A 17,268-nucleotide genomic window follows, 5' to 3' on the forward strand; every position below is an offset into this window, starting at 1 on the left:
TTTCTCTTCTTCTAAATATTGTAAGTTCCTCATCATTTAATTTAAATATATCACTATTATTTATAGCTACATTTCCTTTTGTTGGTCTATCAAGACCACCTATCATATGAAGTAAAGTACTTTTTCCACTTCCTGATGTTCCTACAATACAAACAAATTCTCCTTTATTTACTTCAAATGTTACTCCATCTAAAGCCTTAACTAAACTTTCATCTTTCCCATAGTATTTTTTTAAATCATTAACTTTTACTATACTCATATTCCCCTCCTAAAAATTATCTTTTGTCTATGCTATAAATATATCAACTAAATATAACAAACTAGTGTCTCAAATATAACACTTTTGACATATTTAAATAATTTTTAAGAAGGTAAGTATATCGACATAGTCGTTCCTTTATCTATTTGTGATGATACTTTTATATAACCACCTTGCATAGATATTATTTCTCTTGATAAATAAAGTCCTATTCCTACTCCGTCATAAGTTTTTGCATTTTTGCACCTATAAAATCTTTTAAATATATTATTTATTTCATTTTCATCAATTCCAATTCCATTATCTTTTATATCAATTCTTTTAAACATCTCATAAGAGATTATGTCTATACTTATACTCCCTCCTCTATTGGTGTATTTTATTGAGTTTTCTATTATATTTACTAATGCTTCTGTAGTCCATTTTATATCAAAACAAGCACTTAATTCTTTATTAAAATTGTATATTATTGATACTTCCTTATCTTCCGAGTTTTTGTACACTTTTTGTACTGATTTTAATATTAATTCTTCTATGCTATTACTTTTAATAGCTGTTTGTATTATATTACTTTCTAATCTAGACATCTTTATAAGTGATTGAATTAAAAAATTAAGTCTTTCTGCTTGTCCATTTATGTCTTGTAATATTTCTTTACTATAATTATCTAATTTATTATTTTCAAGTATTAACTCGCTATATAACAATATGTTAGAAATTGGTGTTTTAGTTTGATGAGATATATCTGATACAAGAGATTTTACCTTATTTCTTTCTTCTTCAATTGTTTCTTTATTTGATTTTGTTATATTTACATACTTAAACATCTTGCTCTCTAGTGATGATAATTTATCTTCTTTGTACCCTGCAATAATATTTTCATTATTTATAGCATTATCTACTATATAGTATAAATCTATTATTATTTTATTTATTTTATTTCTAATAAAATAAATAAAAACCATACCTATAAATATTATTGTTATTATAAAAATTATACTTACCTTCGTTACTAGATTTATTTCATAGTCTTCTATAATAAAAACTGAACTCAAAAAAATAATACTTACAAATATAAGTAAAAGAATATGTACTATGTATATAAGTTTAAATGAGTGATTATTGTATTTGTTCATTTTTTATCCTACTAAAAAAGTATACCCTATACCATATACGGTTTTTATATACTTTTTATTATCATTTTTATTTTCTATTTTTTGTCTTAATCTTTTAATAGTAACAGTTAAAGCATTTTCATCTACATATTCCCCTTCATCACTCCATACATTATCTATTAATTGCTCTCTTGTTAAAACTTGGCCTGGATTTGTTATTAATATTTTTAGTAGTTTTTGTTCAGTTTTACTTAAATTTATAGGAATATCTTTTTTGTAAAAGTTCATTTTTTCAAAATCCAACTCTAATTCACCAAAATTAAAAACGTTATTTCCATTATTAAAAACCTGCCTTCTTAGTGCTGCCATCACTCTAGCTCTTAAAATCATTAAACTAAAAGGCTTTGTTATGTAATCGTCTGCCCCTAATTCTAATCCTGTTACTATGTCCACTTCCATATCACATGCAGTTAAAAAAATTATAGGTACTTGTGATGTTTCTCTAGTTTTTTTACAAAAATCAAATCCATTACCATCTGGAAGGTTTACATCTAGTATTATTAAATCTATGCTTTCATTTTTTAGTATAGACGCACCTTCTTCTAGATCAAATGCTTGCTTTATATCTATATCCTCTTGACGCAGAGTAAGCATTATCCCTTTATTTAGTGTTACATCATCTTCTACTATTAATATTTTTTTATTTCTTTTCATTTTGTCCCCTCTCATTTGTAAAAATATGGATATTTTACGTTAATAGAATATCATATGTAATTATAGTTTACAAACATATTGAGTTAATTAATTATACTTAAAAAAGCTATCTCGTTAAATGAGATAGCTTTTATGTTATGATACTTGATTATTTAATTTTGAAGAAGTTTCTATAATACTTTCTTCTTTTGGTAATATTACATTTAGAACTACTGCTATAAGAGCAACTAATACTAGCCCTGAATCCCCAAATATTAATTGTATTGATTCTGGCATATTAGCAAGTACTCCTGGTACTAATGATAACCCTACTCCTATTCCTAATGAGAGTGCCACTATTGTACTATTTCTATTAGTAAGCTCTTCGCTTGTTATAAGTTTTATACCACTTACAGCTATCATAGCAAACATCATTACGCTAGCTCCACCTAGTACACTTGCTGGCATTAATGATATAAGTGCCCCAAACTTAGGGAATATTCCTGCTATTATTAAAAACGCAGCTCCAGTTGCTACTACATGTCTATTTACAACCTTTGTCATTGCTACTATTCCTACATTTTGACCAAATGATGTATTTGGTAAAACTCCAAATATTGAACCTATCATACTTCCTAGTCCATCAGCCATTATACCACCAGTTATTTCTTTATCTGTAGCTTCACGACCAATTCCACAATTTGTTATTGCAGTTATATCTCCTACTGTCTCTATTGCTGAAACCATATATATACACATAAATGCGAATATCGCATCTATATGAAATTCAAATCCAAATTTAAAAGGTGTTGGAAGCGCTAAAATTGACATTTGAGATATTTGTGAAAAATCAACTTTTCCCATAGGAATAGCAACTATATATCCAACTACTAATCCTATAAGTATTGACGCTATACTCGTTATTCCCTTTGTATATTGATTACAAAACAGTACCGTTAATAATACAATTGTACCTAATATTAAATTTGAAGGTGATGCAAAGTCCGCTGCTCCTACTCCACCTGCAAAATAATTTATTCCTGTTGGTAAAAGTGAAATTCCCATTGCTAGTACAACAGTTCCTGTAACTACCGGTGGGAAGAATTTTCTTAATTTCTTCATAGTGTTTCCAAATAAAATTTCTACTATAGCTCCTATTAAACAAGCCCCTAGTATTCCTTCATATCCATATTTAAGACCAACTGCTGTAGCAACTGGAACAAATCCAAAACTAGTTCCCATTACTATAGGAAGTTTAGCACCAAATGGACCTATTTTGTAGCATTGTATTAAAGTTATAAGTCCTGAAACAAACATCGCACATTGTACTAACATAGTTTTATCGCTAAGTGGTAAATTTAATGTATTTGATATTATTATTAAAGGTGTTACATTACCTACAAACATAGCTAATATATGCTGTAATCCTAGTGGTACTGCCTCTCTTAATCTCGGTTTACCATCTAATTGGTAAATAACCGAACTTTGATTTGTCATAAATGTTTCCTCCCCCAAATTTAAATTCATTTTTATGTACTTTTTATGTTTTTATGTTTTTATAGTTCGTATTTATGTTTTTATTATATCACATCATTTATTTTTGTCTATATTTTTGTGAACATTTTTATTTTTTTATTTTTTTTCGTACGTGTAATTTCATATTATATATATAATTTTATTTTTATAGTTATATAGAAAAGAAAAGACTCGTGATTTTACACACGAGTCTTTTCTTTTCTATATCTATATATGAGATTTCATCTATCTTCCATATTCCATTTTTATCTTTTACAATACTTATATTTCTTTCTCCATCCTTAGTTTCATATATAAAATTTATTTTTTCTTTTGTTTGTGAAAATTCACCTTGTTGAATACCAAACCACACTTCCTTTGCTATTTGTTGTGACTGTGATTCAGTTTTATTTTCTCTAAAGCTATTACTATCATCTAAAAACAATATTTTTTCTATATCATATCTATTATCAAATTGTGTTTGAATATATATTCTTACGATACTTAAAGCATTTAAATTTTGTAAGTAATCATCATTTAAATCTTCTTTTAAAAGATCATATACTCTTTTTTCCTCATAATTCAAACAAAATTTAGTTTGTATTTGTTTAACTGTATCAGATCTATTTGAATAATCTTTAGAACACCCTGTCATTGTACACATATTACATATAAGCAACAAACATATAAACCCTCTTAACATCTCCAACCACCTTACTTTTATTTCTTAAGATAAAATATAGCACCTACTATTTTTAATTTCAATATCTATGCCCTAAGTGGTTGTTTTTTAGACCCCAATAGCAAAATTACCTTAATGGTATATAAATGTGTACAACAAAATTATTATCTAATGTATCAATTACTAAATTTCCATTGTATTTTTGAACTGAGTTTTTTATACTTTCTATTCCAATACCATGTAAAAATTTATCTTTTTTATCTGATACTATCTTATTTTTTTTCTTAGTTATTTTATTTAATTTATAATTTTCACACTTTATAACAAAAAATGAATTTACTATATTGCCTATTATCCTTATATTTCTTTTCTCTAAATTATCTATTTTATTTGACGCTTCTATAGCATTATCTAATAAATTAGAGAATATACTACATACATCAATCATTTCTATAAAATTACATTTTGAAAAATTTATATCATAGAAAAAATTAATATTATTATCATTACAAATATTCATTTTTTCTTTTATTATTATATCTAGAATCATGTTTCCGCTACTTTTTATGCAATAGCTGCCTTTTAATTCTGCTTTTAAATTTTCTATATATTCATTTGAATTCCTAGTGTTATATTCCATATTTTCTATACATAATAAATGGTTGTTTAAATCATGATATAATTTTCTAACCTTCATTTGAGATTTTTGTATCTCTAGGTAATGTCTATATTGGGATTCTATCTTTTCTTTCATTATTTCATTCTCTAATTTAAGTGAATTACTTTTTATTATTTTTCCAACAATTATTATTAAAGTTATACTCGACATCAAAAGTAGAATAGATACTAAAAGCATTATTAAGTTTTGTATTGAACTGTCATTTATTAAGCTCATTTTAAATGATAAAATCAATACTATACTAATAATGTTTGTTACTATTGGTATCATTATATAGATAAATTCTCTAGATTTTATTTCAAGATGAATCCTATATCCTTTAATTATAGGAATTATACCTATGAGCAATAGTTTGGATAATATAGTTACCTCTAATTTAAAAATATTATTTTCTAATACATCAGCTGCTGCATTTAATGAGTTAAAAAATACTACAATGCTGATGCTAAGAGCTTCTAACCCTACCATCGCCATCCAAAACATAAAACATATTAATGAAATTTTAATCACATTGTCATTATAACTATAATTGTATAAAATAAGACCTAATACCATTCCTATAAGTAACTTTTCTATAGGCTTCATATGTAGACATATAAAAATAATCGTGATTAATATCATGATTAGGGTTCCTATATTAATAAATAGGTTACTTTTTCTTTTTTCTAATATTTCATCTAAAATTATTTTTAACACAAACCAATCAAGGCTTGTTGTTATTATAAAAAATATAATCCAAAAAAATTTGCTCTCTAACATAGAATTTCTCCTAAAGACTTTGCTAGCCTACATTTAAATTCATTTATCCTATATCTACTAACAGGTATTTCTATATTTTTGATAACTATTACATTTCCCTTTAAAGAATCTACTTTTTTTAAATTAACTAAGTAACTTCTATGACATCTAAAGAAATTATACTGTATCAACTCTTTTTCGATATTAGTAATACTCATTTTAACTTGGTACTCACTATTTTGTGTATGTATAGTTATATCTTTTTTATAAACCTCAATATAAAGTATCTCATCTATAGGAATTTTATAAATATTATTTTTTTCTTGAACTACTATATTTTTCGATTTTTTTATCTTTATATCATTTATACACGCTAATACGTGTTGCTTTAATTCATAAACACTAAATGGTTTTATTAAGTACCTATATGCACGAACTTCATACCCTTCTTGCAAATAAGATGGATTACCAGTTGTAAATATAATTTGCGTATTATTGTCTCTTTTTCTTATTTCTCTAGCAACATCCATACCTGATAGATTACCCATTTCTATATCCAACATAAATATATCTATGTTTTCTGGATAATTATTAATCAATTCTTCCCCATTTTCAAATTCTATAATTCTAATCGTATATTTACTATCATTTTGAATCTTTTTTAAAGTTTCTTTTATTAACTCCCTCGAATTTTCGCAGTCCTCACAAATAACTACTTTGAACACATATACTCCTCCTTGATGATTTAAATGTATGTTAGCTTATATAATTATAATATACACTCTTTTCGCACTATTGTAAAATTTTTACATTTTTTTATTATTGCATAATTCTATAACTAAAACATTTTTTCAAATAAAAAAAGCTATAAAAATATTAAATTTTTAAATAGCTTTTTGTTTTGTTATTTTCGTTCCAATGCATTACAACTATTGTATCTAAATTCTTTTAATTTTATCTTTTTTAATAATAATGTACCTATTGAACCTATAAATGCTACACATGTAACTACAATCCATGCTATAAATATTCCATTTAAATCTATGATTTTCCCCATTATCATAGGTCCTAAAGCATATCCTGCTCCAGAAATCATAGGAATAAATGAACTAATTCTTCCCCTATGAGAAGCTGGCGTATTGTTAGCTATAAAAGCTGAGCTATTTATAGCTATTAAAACTTCGCCTATAGTTAATAGTATTACTGCTATAAAAAATAAAGTCATATTATTAGCAAATGCTATAACTAAAAAACATAGTCCGTATAAAGTTCCACCTATACTTATTATATTTAAGGAATTAAATTTTTTAGTTAAATTAGTTAAAATAGGAGTTAATGCTATTACAGTTATTCCATTAGCTGTTCCTAATAATCCGTATAATCTAGCTCCATCCTCTCCAAATAAAGTTCCCATTTGCAGAGGTAGGGAAAATCCCCATTGTGAATATGAAAATTGATATAAAAGCATCATTATTGGAAATAAAACTAAGATGGGAAGTTTATACAATACTTTAAATGTAGATACTTTAGAAAATTCATCGTACTCTTTACTTTCTAAACTTATTTTTTCTTCCATTTTGTGCTTAGGCTCTTTTACATATAAAATAAATAATCCTAATGCTATAACAGTTGTTAATGCATCTCCTATAAAAATTATGTTTAAATAGTTTTTATATAAAAGTCCGCCTAATATTGGTCCTATAGAAAAACCTATATTAACTCCCATATATAATAGAGAATACGATTCTTTTCTATTATCTTCATTAGTTAAATCTGCATTTAAAGCATCATATGCTGGACTTGAAAACGCATAAAAACAAGATGATAATATCATAATTTGTGCGGTTAAGATACTAGTTGGAATTATTCCACATACTACAAGCATACTAGCTCCTAAAAGTTGAAATACTATAATTACCTTTCTTCTTCCAAAACTATCACTTAATTTTCCTCCTATTATCATACATGGAACTTGACATACTGCTAAAATGGTTACAAATTGACCAGCCTCAAAAGCTGACATTCCAATTCTTTGAGTTAGTATTAGTGACATAAGAGGGTGTACAAAAGATCCTATACAGTTTACAATTTTACCTATAAATAATATATATATTTCCTTAGGTAATCCTTTATACGAACTAAAAAAATTTTTCATCTATTTCACCCCTTTGATGAAAATTTAAGATTAATTTAATTATATCACTATTAAATTTACTTTTTACTAAATTTTCTAAATTTTTTAATTTTTATATAATAAAAAAGTAGCTTAATTATATTTTAAGCTACTTTTTCCCTTTTATTTTTTTAATCTTTCTTTTGCTTCATCTTCACTTTCTTCAACAATATTTGCATTAAAAATTATTTCTTCAATAGAGGAACTATTTGAAAGTACGTCTTTCGTAAACTGTAGGGCGTCATCATAATGTCCATTTGAAAATCTGCTATCGCTCATCTAATCACTCCTCTAACACATTTTTAACATGGTGGGAAACGCTTCTTACTCGCTAATCTTTCTCCTACTATTTCTGATATTTTTTTGTTTGATTGTATTTCTTTAGCTATCTCCATTCTAGTAGAATTTTCTTTTAATAACTTTTTCATTTCTTTATTATTATCAAATTCTTCTCTTTTATTTTCCATATTTTTTTCCTTTCTTTTTTATTTGCCTTTACTTTTAAATTGTCCAGTTATCTAAGTTTTACTACTATAATTTTTTTTATTTTTTTGATATTTTTAACTTTAGTTCTATTATTTATTATTAATAATTTGTATATTTTTAATCATTATATAAATAAGAATAAATTTATTTCTATTTTTAAAATATTATAATTGCTTTATTATATATATTTTTTATTTATATATAGTTTCTATATGTAAAAAAGCTATCTAAAAATATATTTTTAGATAGCTTTTTTACATATTATGCTAGTTCCTTACTTTGTAAGATTTTCTCTTGTATAGTTTTTATTACTCCACACTCTTCATTAGTGTATTTAGTTTCGAAATTTGCTACTTCTTTTACATCATCATGTCCATTTTTCATTGCATAACTATAATAAGCGCTTTTCATCATTTCTATATCATTTAAATGATCTCCAAAGACCATAGTTTCTTTATAATCTATATCAAACATATCTTGTACTTTTTTAATTGCGATACCCTTATTCGTTCCAAAACTTGACATGTCTAGCCAATATCTGCCTGATGGTGTTAATGTTACATCTTCTATATTCTCATTTTTAAATATCTGGTAACTATTAGTCTCAGCATCTGTTAAGTCAAACATATTAACTTTAAATATTCCATCATCTACATCTAATAATGAATCTACATTTATAACTGGTAAATTCATAGGGAAAAGTTCGTTTAACTTTTCAAGAACTTTTTCATCTTCTAAGTATAATCCCTTTGTTCCACACAGCATAGGATATGCATTTTCTACATTACGCCCAAGTTCTACTAACTTTTTTATAGTATCCTTTTCCAAGAATTTTGAGTATACACATTCATCTTTATAATATATTCCTGTCCCATTTTCACAAATAAACAATAACTCATCTTTATAATCATCGAATTTGTAAGATATATCTAAATAATTTCTTCCTGTGGATATAGCAAACATTATATCTTTTTCTTTCAAAGAACTTATAGTTTCCTTAAAGTTATTTGGAATTTCGTGATTACTATTTAGTAAAGTCCCATCCATATCAGTTGCTATTAATTTAATCATCTAATCCCCTCCTATTGTATAATACATTTTTATAAAAACTGTCATTCCAAGTTTTAATTTATCTACTACATGTTATATTATACATAAAATTAAAAAAAACTAAAAGTCATACCTATAATATTATATATATTTACTAGAAAATATTACTAAACTTGTACTTTATTAATAATCCGAAAACTTATGTTTTATCAATAAAAATAGCTGAAAATTTATTCAGCTATTTTTACATATTTTTATTTAATTAACTCCCAAGTTTCATCACTACCTGGAACTGTATTTGTCCACCATTTAGCTTTATATGTATTACCATTGTATCTTACAAGTTCTCCTCCTTGGCAGACTAATCCTTCATAATAATCTATACTTCCATCTTCATTTGGAACTACTATTTTTTTCCATGCCTGAGATTTGTCAGGTTCCTCACCTTTTACCCACCATTTAGCTACATATTTTTCTCCTTTAAATATAACTGAGTCTCCTTCTAAATATATCTTATTTGAATCGTATGTATCTTTTGATGAATCTGGTTTTTCTTTAACTATTATTGTCCTTTGTTTAGTAGTTGTAAGACCTTCACTATCTGTTACAGAATAATTTATTTTGTAATCTCCTGCATTAAATGTATCAACTTTTCCTTCTATTTTTATCTTAGTTGTTATATCTCCATCTTCTCTATCTGTAGCACTTACTCCTTCTAATAAATTGAATTTATCTCCTACATATATAGTTTTATTATCTACACCTTGTAATATAGGCGCTTGATTTTTCTGAGGATCTCCTGGATTTGATCCTTCTCCAAAAATTTTGTATATATCTGTAAATTGATATTGATTCGTTACTCCTTTATTACTTTCTAACATAGCATCTCTATTCATTGACCAAAAAGATGTCATTCCAAGACCTTTTTCAATAGAGTGATCTACAACTAATTTAGCCCAATCAGCTCCAAATATAGGGTGAGCTTCTCCTTCAAATCCAATAGACGAAGTAGTTCCCACTTTTTTATATGATTCACTATCTGTCAAAGATGTATTTGCATATTTTTTAAAGTAATGTTGTACTTGATTTTTAGTATTATCAATTGCCCTTATAGACGCTGTCCCATAATTTTCACCTGGTAATAAAGTTCCGCTTCCATAACACATAGTCATTATGTTTACAAGTTCTACATCTACCCCCTGAGATAAATATGCTTCTAAAACATCCAGTTGAACTGATGTTAAACCACTTGGTAAAACAGGCAATGTTAGTACAACATCTACGCCTGTTTCATCTTGAACTTTCTTTATAGCTTTAGCATTTGTTATATTTAAAGCTTTACTTTGAGCTGCTCCTCCTTCAATGTCTAAATCTATTCTTGTTAGCCCATATCCGTCTACAATTTCTTTGTATGTATTATATAAGACATTTACATCTTGAGTTTGCTCCCAAAATGTAACTCCATTTAATCCTCCAAAAGCTAAAGTTACATCTCCACCAATATCTCTTAATTCTTTAATTGATTGTTTCATACCTTGGTATTGAGTATTATCATTATTATCTTCATTTAAAACAGAGAATCCACCCCATCCCCATTTAACTTTATTATTTTCTATTTTTCCTGTCGATTGTATAAAACCTAAATTAAAGAATTTTACACCCGTATCTTCAGATATTCTTTTTAAATTTACAGTACCATTGTTTGTATATCCTGGTTTTGTTATCCATGCAACCATATCAACATAAGGTGCATTAACTTGAGATGGCCACTCAATACCTTGTCCTACTCCAAAGTCTATACTCTTATTTGAATAGTTACTGCTTATTCCTTTATATTCTTGTGCATCAACTTTTATACCATCACAAATGAAAATACCTGATGTCATAATCATAGATAATGTTATTGCTCCTAATACTTTTTTATTTAATTTTTTTAGGTGTTTCATAGTTACTCTCCCCTTTAATTAGTATTTATTTTATAAGTTCCCAAGAAATATCACTTCCTGGAACTGTATTTGTCCACCACTTAGCTTTATATACATGATGATTATAATTTACATACTCTCCGCCATTACAAATCATACCTTTGTAATAGTCAATAGTTCCATCTTCATTTGTAGTTATAACTTTTTCCCATGCTTGAGATTTATCTGGAAATTCTCCCTTTATCCACCATTTGGCTATATATTTTTCTCCTTTAAATATAACTGAATCTCCTGCTAAATATATTTTATTTGGGTCATATGTGTCTTGTGAAGGTTCTTCTCCTTTTTTTACTACAGTTATAAATCTTTCTTTTTCTATTTTTAACCCCTTACTATCTTCTACTGAATAAATTAACTTATATCTACCTTCTTTAAGTGTATCAATATAGCCATCAACTTTTATTTTATCTGTTATATTTCCATCTTCATTATCGGTAGCTGTAACCCCAGATAATTTGTCAAATAAGTCTCCTATACTTATAGTTTTATTATCTATTCCATGTAATACAGGAGCGTGATTTCCTTGTGGTGGTACTTCACCATAATCTTCAAATATTGATTGTCTATACATATCAATACCATTTTCTGACATTCGTTGAACAATATCTATTTCTGATATATTTGCATCTCCCTTTAGTTTAAGGGTATATGTTTTCCCAGGCTCTATATTTTTGCCTTCCCAAACAGTTTGTAGATCGACTACTGTATATCCATTTACATAGGTAACATTTCCAGCCATATGGTCCCCTGATTTTAAAGCTTTATCACTTTTTATGTATAGTTTAGGTGCTTTTATTGTTTCAGCACCTTTTTCTAATGATGATAATACATCTTGTGACTCTTCTAGTACTTCATTATTTTTAATACTTATCTCATATCCATTTTTATCTTCTCCCCATTGTTCTTGATATGGATTTATTGATGTTTCTATATCTAATTTTGAAAAAGTTAGTTTATTTTCTGGCAATCTTTCACTTCCGAAAAGTCCTTCTTTTGAGGCTTTTGTTAATTCATCTCTTTTACTAGAATCAGTTTTCGCATCTTGAGATGCCATCCAGCCTATCATACCCCCTAGATCATTTTCATTTACATATCTTGTTTTTTCTTTTATTGATTTAACATTATCATACGTAAAAAGCTTTTCTGTACTTTCATCATAAAGGTATGGTGCTTTTGCTGTATCATCCCAATATTCTTTTAAACCTGGATATTTTGATTTTAATTTATCTAAACTTCTATATGACCATACACCGCCCATTCGTCCTCCATCTCCAGATGCTAATGGGGCTTCATTTTCAGCTCCTCTTGATGGTGTTTGATCTGCATCTTTTGTAGTTATTGAAGCTTTATTAAATATACCTGGTAACGAGTTATTACTTCCTTTTTCTACTTTATTCCATCCACGAGTGTAGTAAGCTGCTCCAATTACAATTTTATTTTTTTTAGCACCTTTATCTACTAGGTAATTTATTGTTTCATCTATCGATAAATTCTTACCTTTTATAGGATCATTTTGATTTGGATAAAGTGCCGTTTGGTGTCCACTATATTCATCCCATGCACCTCTCATATCATAACTCATTACATTTGCAAAATCTACAATGTTAAAAAGATTTTTTATATCTATACCTAAATCAACTTTACTCTTAGGTGCAGGTATTGCTACTGATAGTTCATAATCTTTATTTATTTTGCTACTTTGTTTATCAAGCTCTGTTCTAAATACTTGTAAAAGTTTTATATAGTTCTCTTTATCTTCCTTAGTTGCATTAGGTGTTCCTTCATCATTTTTATTATCTACTAAATCAGGTTGCCTCACATCACATGGATATTCCCAGTCAATATCTACAAAATCCATATTTGTGTACTCTATAAATTTTAATACATTTTTTACTAACTTCGCTCTTTTCTCTGGATTTGCTGCTACTTCTGAGAAATCACCCGATTTGGACCATCCTCCTATAGATACTCCTATTTTTAAGTTTAGATTTTTTACTTTTAATTCCTGAAATGCACTCAATATACCAGCATTAGCAGCTCCCCACTGAACACCATCTTGGCCTACAGGTGCTCCAATAGCAGCATCTTTATCTGTAAATTTTAAATTTCCATTTGAATCAAAATCTAAAAAAGCAAAATTTAAATGAGTTAACTTATCAGCTGGTATATCTTTTGGATAAAAATTTTCCTGACCTCCCCAAATTGACCAATCACCATAATACATAACATTTCTTTTTTGATTATAATTAACTGTCCTTTTAGAATAAGTCGTAGCTTTTTCTTGAGCGCTTACTGTAATGTTCTCCTTTGAATATAATCCTTGTGTCATAAGCATAGAAATCATTATAGCTGCAGCCACTTGGCTTCTACGTTGTCTTAGTCTCTTTAAATTTTTCATTCTTTCCCTCCACTTGGGCCATACTAGGTTAATCTTAATATAAAATTAGACGCTTATAGTATTACATTTTTAAACATCATATTAGCTGTTTTTTGTTTAACAAAAAAAACTACTCTTAAAGAGTAGTTTGATGGTATAGTTAATAAGACATATAAAAATGTCATATAAAAACAAAAAGTATACATACTCTTTGGCAACTGGCTGGCATAATATACATAAGCATACCTTAGCCCCTATAGCTTTGCGTCATTAGATTTCCCTAACTTTGCCTATTTAATTTTTATAAATAAATAACAATTATTATTTGTTAATTATTACCTATTCAATTCAATGTAATTATATCAGACATTTTTGTATGGTACAATACATTTTTTATTATTTTTTATTTATTGTTCTTATTTTCTTTTCTAAATTTGAATTAGTATTTAATTAAATAAATCTTATTACTATATATAATTAAAAATATAAACTTACTATTAACATTATTTATTCCTTATATTTTTAATTATATGTTATTACAAGTAAATAATAAAAGTACTTAAATACAAATAATTATATACAACTTAAAACAAGATGACTTCTGTACAATACGAAGTCATCTTGCTTATTAGTAAACTACTATATTAAATAAAAAATACTCTAAAGTATACATTATTTTATTTTGCTTTAACTAGCTTTAATCTTTTATTATTTTTATATTTTCCCATATGATAATGAGTATTTACAGTAAATATTCCACAAATTATTACTACAAAATAGTAAATAAATGCACCATATAAAAATACTGCAAATCCAGAAAGTTCTTTTGGAAATACATTAGCAAATATAGTTAAAAATGCAATTTCATTTGCCCCTACATTCCCTGGTGTTGGAACTGGTGAAACAGCCATATATAAAAACACTTGTAAAGTTAAAATATCAATATAATTTTGACTATTTAAATTAAATGCTTTATAGATACAATATGTTATACTAAAAAATACTGTCAGTTGTATTATCGTTAACAATATGCTTGTTATAAGAGCTTTTTTATTCTTTATAAATATTTTTATTGAATAACTATATTCGTCTATATATAAATTTATCGTAGATTTTTTACATTTTAAATTTTTAAATATTTTTAATTTTGACAACATATCAATAATAATGTTTACTAAAAATTTGATTTTTTTAGGGCTACATACAATTAGCATTCCTGTAATAAGCATAATTATATTCATAATCATCCCGATTGTCATCATTAGCATAACCGATGGCATTTCACTTTTTAAAATACTCATATTTCCCATTATAAAAACACCACAATATATAGTTACTATAGTTTGAAATAATACTGTCTTATTAGTAATTATAGCTATTGACTTGCTAAGGCTTACATTATACTGAGTTAGACTATATACCTGTATAGGTTGGCTTCCTGAAGCAAATGGAGTTACTAGATTATAGTATAATCCCATTGTTCCAATTTTAAATCCTATGAGCTTTATTTTAGTCTTTTGTATGGCATTTATTATTATTTCAAGTATTAAAGATTCAAATAGTATATATCCTATCATTAAAAGAATTCCAAGTGCCAGAAATTTTTTATTAACAATTTCTATAATATGAGGAATTAACTTTATGTCTAATGTTGTTGATACTACATAAGTTGTAAGGCATATTAGAAACAATAAAAAACCATATTGAATTAAAGCTTTTTTCTTTTTAGTTAATTTTGTCATATTTTTTCTCCTAATATTTATTAACCATTATTACATCATATACTATTATACAACTTATATGCAATACTTTTGTACTATTTGTAATTATATGTAATTCGATTTTTAAATTTATTCATTTTTAATATATTTAAATTAAATAGCTTCATATAGTATATTTACTATATATTTTAAAATAAATTTATCTATTTACTTTTTATTTTACAAACTTTTTTAATTTTCTAATTGTAAAAATTCATACTAAATTTCTAAAAATAAATTTACTTTACATATTTTTAACATATATGTAGTTATCTTAAATAAAAAAGAGCTATTAAATATATTTATATAGCTCTTTTTCTGTTTATTTCATTTCTTCATCATAATAATTTAATGCACCCGTTGGACATTTAATCAAACATTTTGGATTCTTGCATTTATCTATACAAATTTTCTCATCTACTATAGCTAAATTATTCTCTATTTTTATAGCATTATGCTCACAGTTTTTAGCACATATCCCACAACCTAAACAAGATGCTTTGCAAGCTTTTTTGGCTATAGATCCTTTGTCTAAACTATTGCAACTAACTACAACTATAGTGTCTTGCGCAACCATTTTTATAACATGTTTTGGACATATACTTTCACATTTTCCACATCCAGTACATAAATCCTTGTCTATAATTGGTAAATTATTTTCACCCATTTCTATAGCCTCAAAAGGACAGTTTTTTACACATGTTCCTAATCCTAAACATCCAAATGAGCATTCTTTAGCTCCTCCTAACAAACTATTTGCACAAATACAATCTTGTATACCTTCATAATTATACTTTACAGTAGTATTCTCACTACATCCATTACATTTTAAACAAGCATATCTAGGTTCAATTTCTTCTGCTTTTTTGCCTGTTAACTCTGCTACCATATTTGCAACTAACTCTTTTCCTGGTATACATAGGTTAGGAGGTACATCTTCATCTAATACTACAGCTTCTGCATAGGCCAAGCATCCAGCATATCCACAAGCCCCACATTGACCTTTAGGAAGGACATCTTCTACTATGTGTATTAGAGGATTGGTTTCTACTTCAAATTTTTTATTTGCTATAGCTAGTATAAGTCCAAAGAATATCCCCACCGATGTTAATAATACTACTATTAATATAGCAGTCTCCATATATTTCACTCCTTTTTAAAACATCTTTATATCATTCCTGAAAATCCTAAAAAAGATAATGCTAGCATTCCTGCTAATATAAAAGCAATTCCCATCCCCTGTAATGGTTTAGGTACATTAGCATATGCTAATTTTTCTCTTAAACTAGCCATCAATGTTATAGCTAATGCAAAACCAATTCCAGAACCTAATGCTTCAACTACACTCATCATAAATGTATAATTATTATCTGCATTTATTAAAGGAACACCTAATACAACACAGTTAGTTGCTATTAATAGTAAATATATCCCCCACATACCATATAATGTCGGAGCAAATTTTTTAATTGTTAACTCTAACAATTGGACAAAACTTGCAATTAAAAGTACAAAAACTACTGTTTTTAAAAATACTAAATTTAGAGGAATCAATACAAAATTAAGAACTACCCATGCAAGTATTGAGCTTAGTGTCATTACTGAAGTTACGGCCATTCCCATTCCAACAGATGCACTTAAATTTTTTGATACTCCAAAGAATATACACAATCCTAAGAATCTAGTTAATACAAAGTTATTAACTAATACTGTTGATATAAACAGTATTAAGTATTCTTTCATACATTACACCTCC

At 26.7% G+C, this 17,268-nt stretch carries 16 protein-coding genes and 1 riboswitch; all 16 genes read right to left on the reverse strand.

Translation table 11 applies throughout. From position 1 onward, the window contains the following. The coding region (locus BLP75_RS00005; RefSeq protein ID WP_139149814.1) for an ATP-binding cassette domain-containing protein at positions 1–259 on the reverse strand (259 nt) is incomplete at its 3' end. Positions 260–363: 104 nt separating this feature from the next. After that, positions 364–1,395 carry a sensor histidine kinase gene (locus BLP75_RS00010; protein ID WP_092721633.1) on the reverse strand — a complete coding sequence of 344 codons (1,032 nt, stop codon included), beginning with the start codon at positions 1,393–1,395 and terminating at the stop codon, positions 364–366. 3 nt (positions 1,396–1,398) lie between these two features. Continuing rightward, the gene (locus BLP75_RS00015) at positions 1,399–2,088 is read right to left on the reverse strand and encodes a response regulator transcription factor (RefSeq protein ID WP_092721635.1); all 690 of its coding nucleotides are present in this window, start codon (positions 2,086–2,088) and stop codon (positions 1,399–1,401) included. 135 nt (positions 2,089–2,223) lie between these two features. Beyond that, positions 2,224–3,564, reverse strand: coding sequence for a uracil-xanthine permease family protein (locus BLP75_RS00020; protein ID WP_092721636.1), 1,341 nt, complete (start codon positions 3,562–3,564; stop codon positions 2,224–2,226). A 190-nt stretch (positions 3,565–3,754) separates the two neighbouring features. Next, on the reverse strand, positions 3,755–4,285 hold the full coding sequence (locus BLP75_RS00025) for a hypothetical protein (RefSeq protein WP_092721638.1): 531 nt from the start codon (positions 4,283–4,285) through the stop codon (positions 3,755–3,757). Positions 4,286–4,391: 106 nt separating this feature from the next. Then, the gene (locus BLP75_RS00030) at positions 4,392–5,702 is read right to left on the reverse strand and encodes a sensor histidine kinase (protein ID WP_092721640.1); all 1,311 of its coding nucleotides are present in this window, start codon (positions 5,700–5,702) and stop codon (positions 4,392–4,394) included. Next, a complete protein-coding gene (locus BLP75_RS00035) occupies positions 5,696–6,406 on the reverse strand; it encodes a LytR/AlgR family response regulator transcription factor (protein WP_092721642.1) in 711 nt (236 codons plus the stop codon). Before BLP75_RS00035 ends, BLP75_RS00030 begins: the two co-directional genes overlap by 7 nt. Before the next feature lie 179 nt (positions 6,407–6,585). Further along, complete coding sequence (locus BLP75_RS00040; protein WP_092721644.1) at positions 6,586–7,836, reverse strand: MDR family MFS transporter; 1,251 nt, start codon at positions 7,834–7,836, stop codon at positions 6,586–6,588. A gap of 141 nt (positions 7,837–7,977) precedes the next feature. Further along, positions 7,978–8,133: a hypothetical protein gene (locus tag BLP75_RS18035; RefSeq protein WP_170139105.1), complete on the reverse strand. Its 156-nt coding sequence runs from the start codon at positions 8,131–8,133 to the stop codon at positions 7,978–7,980. A gap of 23 nt (positions 8,134–8,156) precedes the next feature. Beyond that, the gene (locus BLP75_RS18040) at positions 8,157–8,321 is read right to left on the reverse strand and encodes a hypothetical protein (protein WP_170139104.1); all 165 of its coding nucleotides are present in this window, start codon (positions 8,319–8,321) and stop codon (positions 8,157–8,159) included. A 280-nt stretch (positions 8,322–8,601) separates the two neighbouring features. Then, positions 8,602–9,411: an HAD family hydrolase gene (locus tag BLP75_RS00045; protein ID WP_092721646.1), complete on the reverse strand. Its 810-nt coding sequence runs from the start codon at positions 9,409–9,411 to the stop codon at positions 8,602–8,604. 233 nt (positions 9,412–9,644) lie between these two features. Then, entirely contained in the window at positions 9,645–11,336 is a 1,692-nt protein-coding gene (locus BLP75_RS00050) for an immunoglobulin-like domain-containing protein (RefSeq protein ID WP_092721648.1), read from the reverse strand. 25 nt (positions 11,337–11,361) lie between these two features. Beyond that, positions 11,362–13,773 carry a glycosyl hydrolase family 18 protein gene (locus BLP75_RS00055; RefSeq protein ID WP_092721650.1) on the reverse strand — a complete coding sequence of 804 codons (2,412 nt, stop codon included), beginning with the start codon at positions 13,771–13,773 and terminating at the stop codon, positions 11,362–11,364. Positions 13,774–13,962: 189 nt separating this feature from the next. Further along, positions 13,963–14,053: riboswitch (cyclic di-GMP riboswitch) on the reverse strand. A 376-nt stretch (positions 14,054–14,429) separates the two neighbouring features. Then, positions 14,430–15,494, reverse strand: a complete 1,065-nt coding sequence (locus BLP75_RS00060) for a lysylphosphatidylglycerol synthase transmembrane domain-containing protein (RefSeq protein WP_092721652.1) — start codon at positions 15,492–15,494, stop codon at positions 14,430–14,432. A 340-nt stretch (positions 15,495–15,834) separates the two neighbouring features. Further along, positions 15,835–16,653, reverse strand: a complete 819-nt coding sequence (rnfB, locus tag BLP75_RS00065; RefSeq protein WP_092721654.1) for an RnfABCDGE type electron transport complex subunit B — start codon at positions 16,651–16,653, stop codon at positions 15,835–15,837. A 26-nt stretch (positions 16,654–16,679) separates the two neighbouring features. Further along, positions 16,680–17,255: an electron transport complex protein RnfA gene (locus BLP75_RS00070; protein ID WP_092721656.1), complete on the reverse strand. Its 576-nt coding sequence runs from the start codon at positions 17,253–17,255 to the stop codon at positions 16,680–16,682. Positions 17,256–17,268 lie beyond the last annotated feature (13 nt).

The organism is Romboutsia lituseburensis DSM 797 (assembly GCF_900103615.1).
GTDB classification, from domain to species: Bacteria; Bacillota; Clostridia; order Peptostreptococcales; family Peptostreptococcaceae; genus Romboutsia_F; species Romboutsia_F lituseburensis.

What these genes read in the sequence shown, in the direction of transcription:
- BLP75_RS00020 (WP_092721636.1), bottom strand. Translation starts at nt 3,564, where the DNA reads ATGACAAATCAAAGTTCGGTTATTTACCAATTAGATGGTAAACCGAGA.
- BLP75_RS00040 (WP_092721644.1), bottom strand. Translation starts at nt 7,836, where the DNA reads ATGAAAAATTTTTTTAGTTCGTATAAAGGATTACCTAAGGAAATATAT.
- BLP75_RS00050 (WP_092721648.1), bottom strand. Translation starts at nt 11,336, where the DNA reads ATGAAACACCTAAAAAAATTAAATAAAAAAGTATTAGGAGCAATAACA.
- BLP75_RS00045 (WP_092721646.1), bottom strand. Translation starts at nt 9,411, where the DNA reads ATGATTAAATTAATAGCAACTGATATGGATGGGACTTTACTAAATAGT.
- BLP75_RS18035 (WP_170139105.1), bottom strand. Translation starts at nt 8,133, where the DNA reads ATGAGCGATAGCAGATTTTCAAATGGACATTATGATGACGCCCTACAG.
- BLP75_RS00030 (WP_092721640.1), bottom strand. Translation starts at nt 5,702, where the DNA reads ATGTTAGAGAGCAAATTTTTTTGGATTATATTTTTTATAATAACAACA.
- BLP75_RS00060 (WP_092721652.1), bottom strand. Translation starts at nt 15,494, where the DNA reads ATGACAAAATTAACTAAAAAGAAAAAAGCTTTAATTCAATATGGTTTT.
- BLP75_RS00055 (WP_092721650.1), bottom strand. Translation starts at nt 13,773, where the DNA reads ATGAAAAATTTAAAGAGACTAAGACAACGTAGAAGCCAAGTGGCTGCA.
- BLP75_RS18040 (WP_170139104.1), bottom strand. Translation starts at nt 8,321, where the DNA reads ATGGAAAATAAAAGAGAAGAATTTGATAATAATAAAGAAATGAAAAAG.
- BLP75_RS00015 (WP_092721635.1), bottom strand. Translation starts at nt 2,088, where the DNA reads ATGAAAAGAAATAAAAAAATATTAATAGTAGAAGATGATGTAACACTA.
- BLP75_RS00025 (WP_092721638.1), bottom strand. Translation starts at nt 4,285, where the DNA reads ATGTTAAGAGGGTTTATATGTTTGTTGCTTATATGTAATATGTGTACA.
- rnfB (WP_092721654.1), bottom strand. Translation starts at nt 16,653, where the DNA reads ATGGAGACTGCTATATTAATAGTAGTATTATTAACATCGGTGGGGATA.
- BLP75_RS00070 (WP_092721656.1), bottom strand. Translation starts at nt 17,255, where the DNA reads ATGAAAGAATACTTAATACTGTTTATATCAACAGTATTAGTTAATAAC.
- BLP75_RS00010 (WP_092721633.1), bottom strand. Translation starts at nt 1,395, where the DNA reads ATGAACAAATACAATAATCACTCATTTAAACTTATATACATAGTACAT.